Origin of the sequence: Pseudomonas sp. SDI (assembly GCF_003105155.1) — a bacterium.
Classification (GTDB): domain Bacteria; phylum Pseudomonadota; class Gammaproteobacteria; order Pseudomonadales; family Pseudomonadaceae; genus Aquipseudomonas.
Window position 1 is genome coordinate 94,387 of record NZ_QETK01000021.1, and the last position, 8,116, is coordinate 102,502.

The 8,116-nt window shown below is 62.8% G+C and carries 7 protein-coding genes; 4 read left to right on the forward strand and 3 right to left on the reverse strand.

Going from position 1 to position 8,116, the window contains the following annotated elements; genetic code table 11:
- Positions 1–11 precede the first annotated feature (11 nt).
- A complete protein-coding gene (metE, locus tag DCO48_RS15320; protein ID WP_116551456.1) occupies positions 12–2,324 on the reverse strand; it encodes a 5-methyltetrahydropteroyltriglutamate--homocysteine S-methyltransferase in 2,313 nt (770 codons plus the stop codon).
- 109 nt (positions 2,325–2,433) lie between these two features.
- Here metE and metR point away from each other — a divergent pair, with 109 nt between their 5' ends.
- Complete coding sequence (gene metR, locus DCO48_RS15325) at positions 2,434–3,351, forward strand: transcriptional regulator MetR (protein ID WP_116551457.1); 918 nt, start codon at positions 2,434–2,436, stop codon at positions 3,349–3,351.
- 3 nt (positions 3,352–3,354) lie between these two features.
- Here metR and DCO48_RS15330 read toward each other — a convergent pair whose 3' ends face one another.
- Positions 3,355–3,993 (reverse strand): LysE family translocator, encoded by a 639-nt coding sequence (locus DCO48_RS15330; protein ID WP_116551458.1) that lies wholly within the window; start codon positions 3,991–3,993, stop codon positions 3,355–3,357.
- Positions 3,990–4,397 carry an NUDIX domain-containing protein gene (locus DCO48_RS15335; protein WP_116551459.1) on the reverse strand — a complete coding sequence of 136 codons (408 nt, stop codon included), beginning with the start codon at positions 4,395–4,397 and terminating at the stop codon, positions 3,990–3,992. The genes DCO48_RS15330 and DCO48_RS15335 overlap by 4 nt, the downstream gene beginning before the upstream one ends.
- 183 nt (positions 4,398–4,580) lie before the next feature.
- Here DCO48_RS15335 and DCO48_RS15340 point away from each other — a divergent pair, with 183 nt between their 5' ends.
- The 3 genes from DCO48_RS15340 to DCO48_RS15350 all read left to right on the forward strand — a co-directional run.
- Positions 4,581–6,197 carry an FMN-binding glutamate synthase family protein gene (locus DCO48_RS15340; protein ID WP_116551460.1) on the forward strand — a complete coding sequence of 539 codons (1,617 nt, stop codon included), beginning with the start codon at positions 4,581–4,583 and terminating at the stop codon, positions 6,195–6,197.
- A gap of 233 nt (positions 6,198–6,430) precedes the next feature.
- Positions 6,431–7,507 (forward strand): RHS repeat-associated core domain-containing protein, encoded by a 1,077-nt coding sequence (locus tag DCO48_RS15345; RefSeq protein ID WP_116551461.1) that lies wholly within the window; start codon positions 6,431–6,433, stop codon positions 7,505–7,507.
- A 161-nt stretch (positions 7,508–7,668) separates the two neighbouring features.
- A partial coding sequence (locus tag DCO48_RS15350) for an RHS repeat-associated core domain-containing protein (RefSeq protein WP_305887846.1) occupies positions 7,669–8,116 on the forward strand: 448 nt, incomplete at its 3' end.

The window sequence follows — 8,116 nt, forward strand, 5'->3', positions numbered from 1 at the left end:
GCCGTGCTGCCTCAGGCCAGTTCGCTACGCAACTGGCGGGCGGCGGCGACCATGTTCACCAGGGCCGCTTCGGTCTCTGGCCAGGCGCGGGTCTTCAGGCCGCAGTCGGGATTGACCCAGAGCCGCTCGGCCGGGATGCGGTTGACTGCCTTGCGCATCAGCTTGACCATCTCGGCAGTGTCCGGCACCCGTGGCGAATGGATGTCGTACACGCCCGGACCGATGTCGTTCGGATAATCGAACGCTTCGAAGGCGTCGAGCAGCTCCATATCCGAACGCGACGTTTCAATGGTGATCACATCGGCATCCATCGCGGCAATGGCCTCGATCACGTCGTTGAACTCGCTGTAGCACATGTGGGTGTGGATCTGGGTTTCGTCGCGCACGCCGCTGGCGCACAGGCGGAAGGCTTCCACGGCCCAGTCCAGGTAGTCGTTCCATTGCGCCCGGCGCAACGGCAGGCCCTCGCGGAACGCTGCCTCGTCGATCTGCACGATCTTGATACCGGCCTGCTCCAGGTCGACCACCTCGTCGCGGATCGCCAGCGCCAGCTGCTGTGCCTGCACCTTGCGCGAAACGTCTTCGCGCGGGAACGACCACATCAGCATGGTCACCGGGCCAGTGAGCATGCCCTTGATCACCTTGCCGGTCAGGCTTTGCGCGTATTCGATCCAGGCCACGGTCATCGCCTGCGGGCGGCTCAGGTCACCGTAGATGATCGCCGGCTTGACACAGCGCGAACCGTAGCTCTGTACCCAGCCAAAGCGCGTGAAGCTGTAGCCGTCGAGCTGCTCGGCAAAGTACTCGACCATGTCGTTGCGCTCGGCTTCGCCGTGCACCAGTACGTCCAGCCCGAGACGTTCCTGGATTTCCACTGCGTGGCGAATTTCGCGGTGCATGGCATCGGTGTAGTCGTTGGCCGACAGCTTGCCCTGCTTGAAGGCCTGCCGCGCCAGGCGAATGGCCGACGTCTGCGGGAACGAACCAATGGTGGTGGTCGGGAATGCCGGCAGTTGCAAGCGGGCCCGCTGGGCGTCGATACGCTGGGCGAACGGCGCCTGCCGTTGGCTGTCGGCGGCGCCGATGGCGGCCAGGCGGGCCTGCACCTGCGGTTTATGGATGCGTGGCGAGGCCGCGCGGCGTTGCTGTACCGCGCGGCTGACGGCCAACGCCTGCTGCACAGCCGGGGCCTGCGGGTGGTCCAGGGCCTGGGCCAATACGGCGATCTCACCACACTTCTGCACGGCGAACGCCAGCCAGCTTTTCAGCTCGGCATCGAGCTGGTCTTCGCGGTCGAGGTCGACCGGGCAGTGCAGCAGCGAGCAGGAGCCGGCCACCCAGAGGTTGGCAGCGAAACGCTGCCTGGCTTCCTGCAACAGGGCCAACGCCTGTTCCAGGTCGCAACGCCAGACGTTGCGACCGTTGACCACCCCCAGCGACAGCACCTTGTAGGTCGGCAGGCGGTCGAGCACCGCAGGCAACTGCTCGGTAGCCCGCACCAGGTCGACGTGCAGGCCATCTACCGGCAAGCCGACTGCCAGGCCGAGGTTGTCTTCGAGGCCGCCAAAGTAGGTGGCCACCAGCTTTTTCAGCGGCGAGTACTGAAGGATGTGGTAAGCGCGCTCGAAGGCGTTCTTCCATTCCTGTGGCAGGTCCAGACCGAGGATCGGCTCGTCGATCTGCACCCACTCCACGCCCTGGCGGGCCAGGCGACTGAGGATTTCGCCGTACACCGGCAGCAGGCGCTCAAGCAGGTCAAGCTTGTTGAACTCGCTGCCTTTGACCTTGCCCAGCCACAGGTAGGTCAATGGACCGATCAGCACCGGCTTGACCGTGTGGCCCAGTGCGAGGGCTTCGTCGACTTCGTCGAACAACTGGTCCCAGCTCAGCCGGAAACGCTGCTCGGCGCTGAATTCCGGGACCAGGTAGTGGTAGTTGGTATCGAACCACTTGGTGAGCTCCTGGGCGTACTGGGTTTGGCCTGGCTCGCCACCGCAGCAGCTGGCGCTGGCGCCACGGGCCATGGCGAACAAGGTGTCGAGGGTCGGCCGGCCGTTGTCGTCCAGGGTCGCGGCGAAGCGCTCGGGGATCGCGCCGAAAGCCAGCGAGTGGCTCAGCACCTGGTCGTACCAGGCAAAGTCGCCCACCGGCAGCAGCTCGATGCCGGCGTCCCTCTGCAATTGCCAATGGCGGGCCCGCAGCGCGCGACCGACTGCGCAGAGAGCAGCCTGATCGAGGTCGCCTTTCCAGTAGGCCTCCTGGGCTTTCTTCAGTTCACGGTCTGCGCCAATGCGCGGGAAACCAAGGTTGTGGGCCACTGCCATGACAAAACGTCCTTCCTGTAAAAGATGGCGCTATTGTCGACAGCCAGGGCAACATGAGACAAACTCAACAAATTCGTGTTCATCTCAAAATTTATTCATGGAGCCTGTGGTGCTGGAAATTCGTCACCTGAAAACCCTGCATGCCTTGCGCGAAGCCGACAGCCTGGTCGAGGCGGCCGAACGCCTGCACCTGACGCAGTCAGCACTGTCCCACCAGTTCAAGGAACTGGAGGAGCGCCTGGGCATGCAGTTGTTCATGCGCAAGACCAAGCCGATTCGCTTTACCAGCGCCGGCCTGCGTCTGCTGCAACTGGCGGATGCCACCCTGCCGCTGCTGCGCGGCGCCGAGCGCGACATTGCCCGGCTGGCCGGCGGCACCGCCGGGCGCCTGCATATGGCGATCGAATGCCACAGCTGCTTCCAGTGGCTGATGCCGACCATCGACCAGTTCCGCGATGCCTGGCCGGAAGTCGAGCTGGACCTGGCCTCAGGCTTTGCCTTTGCCCCGCTGCCGGCGCTGGCGCGTGGCGACCTCGATCTGGTGGTAACCTCCGACCCGCTGGAACTGGCCGGGATCACCTATGTGCCACTGTTCACCTACGAAGCCATGCTCGCGGTGGCCAACCAGCACCCGCTGGCCGCCAGGCCGTTCGTGGTGCCGGACGACCTGGCCACGGAAACCCTGATTACCTACCCGGTGGAACGCGACCGCCTGGACATCTTCACCCGCTTTCTGGAACCTGCCGATATCGAGCCGGCGCAAGTGCGCACCGCGGAGCTGACGGTGATGATGATGCAACTGGTGGCCAGCGGCCGCGGCGTGTGCGGCATGCCGCACTGGGCGCTGCACGAGTACAGCTCGCGCGGCTATGTGAAGGGCAAGCGCCTGGGTGACAAGGGCCTGTTCGCCACCCTGTATGCCGCAGTGCGCACCGACATGCTCGATGCGCCGTACATGCGCGACTTCCTGCTCACGGCCAAGGACACCTCGTTCTCGACCCTCGACGGCGTCAGCGCAGTGCGCTGAACCTCAGACCAGTTGACGCTGCTCCTGCACCAGGCGCAGCGCCAGCGCGGCCAGCACAAAGCCCATCACGTAGCGTTGCAGCATCAGCCACAGCGGATAGCGTACGAACCAGGCGGCCAGGCCGGCGGCGAACAGTGCAATCAGCAGGTTGACCGAGAAGCTCACGGCGATCTGGGTCAGGCCCAGGGTGAGGCTCTGGGCCAACAGCGAGCCGTGTTCCGGGGTGATGAACTGCGGCAGGATCGACAGGTAGAAGATCGCCACCTTGGGGTTCAGCACGCTGGTCAGAAAGCCCATCAGCACCAGTTTTTTCGGCGAGTCGGCGGGCAGCTCGCGAGCCTGGAACGGCGAGCGGGCACCGGGTTTCACCGCTTGCCAGGCCATCCACAGCAGGTAGCCGGCGCCGAGCCAGCGCAACAGGTCGTAGCCCAGCGGCACGGCCATGAACAACGCGGTGAGGCCGATGGCGGCGGCGCTCATGTGCACGAAGAAGCCGGCGACCACACCGATCAGCGAGGTCACACCGGCCATGCGGCCCTGGCAGATCGAGCGCGAGATCAGGTAGATCATGTTCGGCCCTGGGGTCAGGACCATCAGCAGCGCGGCGCCGGTGAACAGCAGCCAGTCATGCAGTGGGATCATTGGGCATTCCTTTGCCGGTAGTGGGGGAGGATCAGGTCGCGGGTGAGCGGTGCCAGGTGCCGGTCGCCAAGGGCATCGACGTCGACCCAGACGGCTTCCTCGATTTCGGCGGCGGGCTGGACCTTGCTGTCGATGCGCAGCTGGAACAGTTCGGCCTGCACCTCGAAGCCGGGCTCGTTGGCCGCCGGGGCGCTGAAGTGGCCGAGGTAATGCGCGTGGCTGGGGTCGATGCTGAGGCCAAGCTCTTCGAACAGTTCGCGGGCCAGGGCGGTGAGCGGTTGTTCATCGGCTTCGATCTTGCCGCCGGGCTGCATGAAGGCCAGCGTACCGCGCTTGCGCACCAGCAGGGTGTGGCCACGGGCGTCGAGCAGGAGGGCGGCGGCGATACGGATGGTTTTGCTCATGGGCGGCTCAGGGCAGGCAGTCTTGGTGGGCAAGGATCACATTTGCCGAGGGCCGGGGGCAACTGTTGTGCAACGGCGGGCCCCGCCAGCGCTTTACACGGCTGCGCCGGGCAGCTTCGCTGGCTTTCATTTCCCTATTCGATATAAGGTCTTAGCCCAGACGTGCCAGAACCCGGAGCCTGCATGAGCCTGTCACTACTCAGCCGTTACGCCTTTTTCGCCGCCTGTGTCCTGTTCACCCTTGCCAGCCTGCCCTTTCTCCAGCGCGACTGGCTCTGGCCGTTCACCCTGAGCACCGCCGTGCTCAGCCTGATCGGCCTGTTCGACCTGCTGCAAAGCCGCCACGCCGTGCGCCGCAACTACCCGATCCTGGGCAATATCCGCTACCTGGTCGAAGGCATCCGCCCGGAAATCCGCCAGTACCTGCTCGAAGCCGACAGCGACGCCCTGCCCTTCTCCCGCGCCCAGCGCTCGCTGGTCTACGCGCGCGCCAAGAACGAAGCCTCGGACAAACCCTTCGGTACGCTGATCGACGTTTACCAATCCGGTTTCGAATTCATCGGCCACTCCATGCGCCCGGCAGCACTCAGCGACCCCACCAGCTTCCGGGTCCTCGTCGGCGGCCCGCAATGCAGCCAGCCCTACTCGGCCTCGGTGTTCAACATCTCCGCCATGAGCTTCGGTTCGCTCAGCGCCAACGCCATCCGCGCCCTCAACCAGGGCGCCAAGCTCGGCAATTTCGCCCACGACACCGGTGAGGGCAGCATCAGCCCCTACCACCGCGAACATGGCGGCGACCTGACCTGGGAACTGGGCAGCGGCTACTTCGGCTGCCGCACCGCCGACGGCCGTTTCGACCCCGAACGCTTCGCCGAGCAGGCGCGCAACCCGCAAGTGCGCATGATCGAAATCAAGATGAGCCAGGGCGCCAAGCCCGGCCACGGCGGTATTCTGCCCAAGCACAAGGTCACCCGCGAAATCGCCGAGACCCGCGGCGTGCTGATGGGCGAAGACTGCATTTCGCCGTCACGCCACAGCGCGTTTTCCACCCCACTCGAACTGATGCAGTTCATCGCCCAGTTGCGTGAGCTGTCCGGCGGTAAACCGGTGGGCTTCAAGTTCTGCCTCGGCCACCCCTGGGAGTTCATGGGCATCGCCAAGGCCATGCTGGAAACCGGAATCTTCCCCGACTTCATTGTCGTCGATGGCAAGGAAGGCGGCACTGGCGCCGCCCCCGTGGAGTTCACCGACCATATCGGCGTGCCGCTGCGCGAAGGCCTGCTGTTCGTGCACAACACCCTGGTCGGGCTGAACCTGCGCGACAAGATCAAGCTCGGCGCCAGCGGCAAGATCGTCAGCGCCTTCGACATCGCCAGTGTGCTGGCCATCGGCGCCGACTGGGCGAACGCCGCGCGCGGCTTCATGTTCGCCATCGGCTGCATCCAGTCGCAAAGCTGCCACACCAACAAGTGCCCGACCGGCGTCGCCACCCAGGACCCGTTGCGCCAGCGCGCGCTGGTGGTGCCGGACAAGGCCGAGCGGGTGTTCAACTTCCACCGCAACACGCTCAAGGCACTGGCCGAGATGCTCGCGGCGGCCGGCCTGGACCACCCTTCGCAGCTGGAAGCCAAGCACCTGGTGCGGCGCATGTCGGCGACCGAAATCAAGCTGTTCTCACAGTTGCACGTGTTCCTCAAGCCTGGGGAACTGCTCACCGGCGAGGTGAATGGCGAGTTCTACTCGCGGATGTGGCAAATGGCGCGGGCGGACAGTTTTGAACCGCGGAGTGAAGGGGCCTGAGCCCCATCAAGAGAAAGCGAGTATTCCCACGCTACGCGAAAGGTACGCGGTTATCTCTGGACCTATCAGCACCTCACCCGGTTGCGCAGGGGCGACCTGATATTTCTGCCAGGTGACTTTATACGCCAGAGGGCTAAAGTCCACGTCAGGACAGATAAAGCCGCGCAGAACCAACAGTTCAAGCTATTTCGCCCAAACACGACAGTGGTCCTATTCATAGGAAGACGCTAAAAATGCCAATACTCTCCAACACCATACTGCAGCGTTATCGCTACACGTGCCTGGATCAACTGGCGAGTGGCGAAGGCGCCGGGCAGTTGGCCGTGCAGCGCTTTTACCAACAAGGCCGCTTGACGAACGAAGTGCAAGGGCAAAACGCTTGGGCAATCCTGCAAGTGGGTGACGAGTTGCTGGCGCAACGCAACCCTGCGCTTGGTACGACAAGCCTGCTGGCCACCGACGTCCAGCGCTCGGTCAGCCATGTGCTAGGCCCAACGCTCAGCCAGGCGCGCTACACGCCCTATGGCCAAAACCCGGCAAACAGTGCGGCGCCATGCCTGCTGGGCTTTACCGGTGAACGTGCAGAACCGATGACCGGGCACTACCTGCTGGGTAGTTATCGAGGCTTCAATCCACTGTTGATGCGCTTCAATAGCCCGGACAGTTTCAGCCCGTTTGGCAACGGCGGACTGAATGCGTACGCCTATTGCGCAGGCGACCCGGTGAATCGGCGCGATCCAAGTGGGCACTCTTTCTTCCGAAATATTCTGAAAGCGCTGACGAGAGGTTCAAAAAAGACGGCGACTGGATCTACCCGCGCTGGGAAAACAATGTCACCGGCCCCGGCACAACCTTATGCCTCCAAGATGGGCACCTGGGTGCCCATTCATAATTACAAAAAACTGTCTAATTATGCCTTCTCGTTTACCAATGAAACAGGCGACAACTTGAGCCTATTTATGCACGGCACACCGGGTAAGGCGATGCTGTATGAGGGTGATGTCGGCATGAACGGCAAGGAGTTTGCCAAGTATATTTCTCAAAGCCACGATCTGAAAAAGGTCAAATCCATCACGACCATTGTCTGCTTTAGTGCAGCAGCCGACGGCTCAGCACCTGCCTTGGGCCAGGTCGTTGCAACAAAACTGAAACGACCAGTGCTTTCGTTCGAAGCAGAACACAGCACCATGCTTTACTTTCATAATCCCCCCCAGCCGAGCCACATCCTCACACCCGAACTGTTCGGACAAACCCCTTATCGTCCAAAAACATTTCAACCCAAACGCCAACTGCTTATTCGCCGGGCGTGAAATACCCGGTTGCGCAGGGGCGATCTGATATTTCTGCCAAGTGACTTTATGCGCCAGAGGGCTAAAGTCCACATCAGCACAGATAAAGCCGCGCAGAACCAACAGTTCAAGCTATTTCGCCCAAACACGGCAGTGCTCCTATTTATAGGAAGACGCTAAAAATGCCAATACTCTCCAACGCCATACGGCAGCGTTATCGCTACACGTGCCTGGATCAACTGGCGAGTGGCGAAGGCGCCGGGCAGTTGGCCGTGCAGCGCTTTTACCAACAAGGCCGCTTGACGAACGAAGTGCAAGGGCAAAACGCTTGGGCAATCCTGCAAGTGGGTGACGAGTTGCTGGCGCAACGCAACCCTGCGCTTGGCACGACAAGCCTGCTGGCCACCGACGTCCAGCGCTCGGTCAGCCATGTGCTAGGCCCAACGCTCAGCCAGGCGCGCTACACGCCCTATGGCCAAAACCCGGCAAACAGTGCGGCGCCATGCCTGCTGGGCTTTACCGGTGAACGTGCAGAACCGATGACCGGGCACTACCTGCTGGGTAGTTATCGAGGCTTCAATCCACTGTTGATGCGCTTCAATAGCCCGGACAGTTTCAGCCCGTTTGGCA

Excerpts from the sequence above, each read along its gene's own strand:
- DCO48_RS15330 (WP_116551458.1), bottom strand. The coding sequence starts at position 3,993 with ATGATCCCACTGCATGACTGGCTGCTGTTCACCGGCGCCGCGCTGCTG.
- DCO48_RS15345 (WP_116551461.1), top strand. The coding sequence starts at position 6,431 with ATGCCAATACTCTCCAACACCATACTGCAGCGTTATCGCTACACGTGC.
- DCO48_RS15335 (WP_116551459.1), bottom strand. The coding sequence starts at position 4,397 with ATGAGCAAAACCATCCGTATCGCCGCCGCCCTCCTGCTCGACGCCCGT.
- DCO48_RS15340 (WP_116551460.1), top strand. The coding sequence starts at position 4,581 with ATGAGCCTGTCACTACTCAGCCGTTACGCCTTTTTCGCCGCCTGTGTC.
- metE (WP_116551456.1), bottom strand. The coding sequence starts at position 2,324 with ATGGCAGTGGCCCACAACCTTGGTTTCCCGCGCATTGGCGCAGACCGT.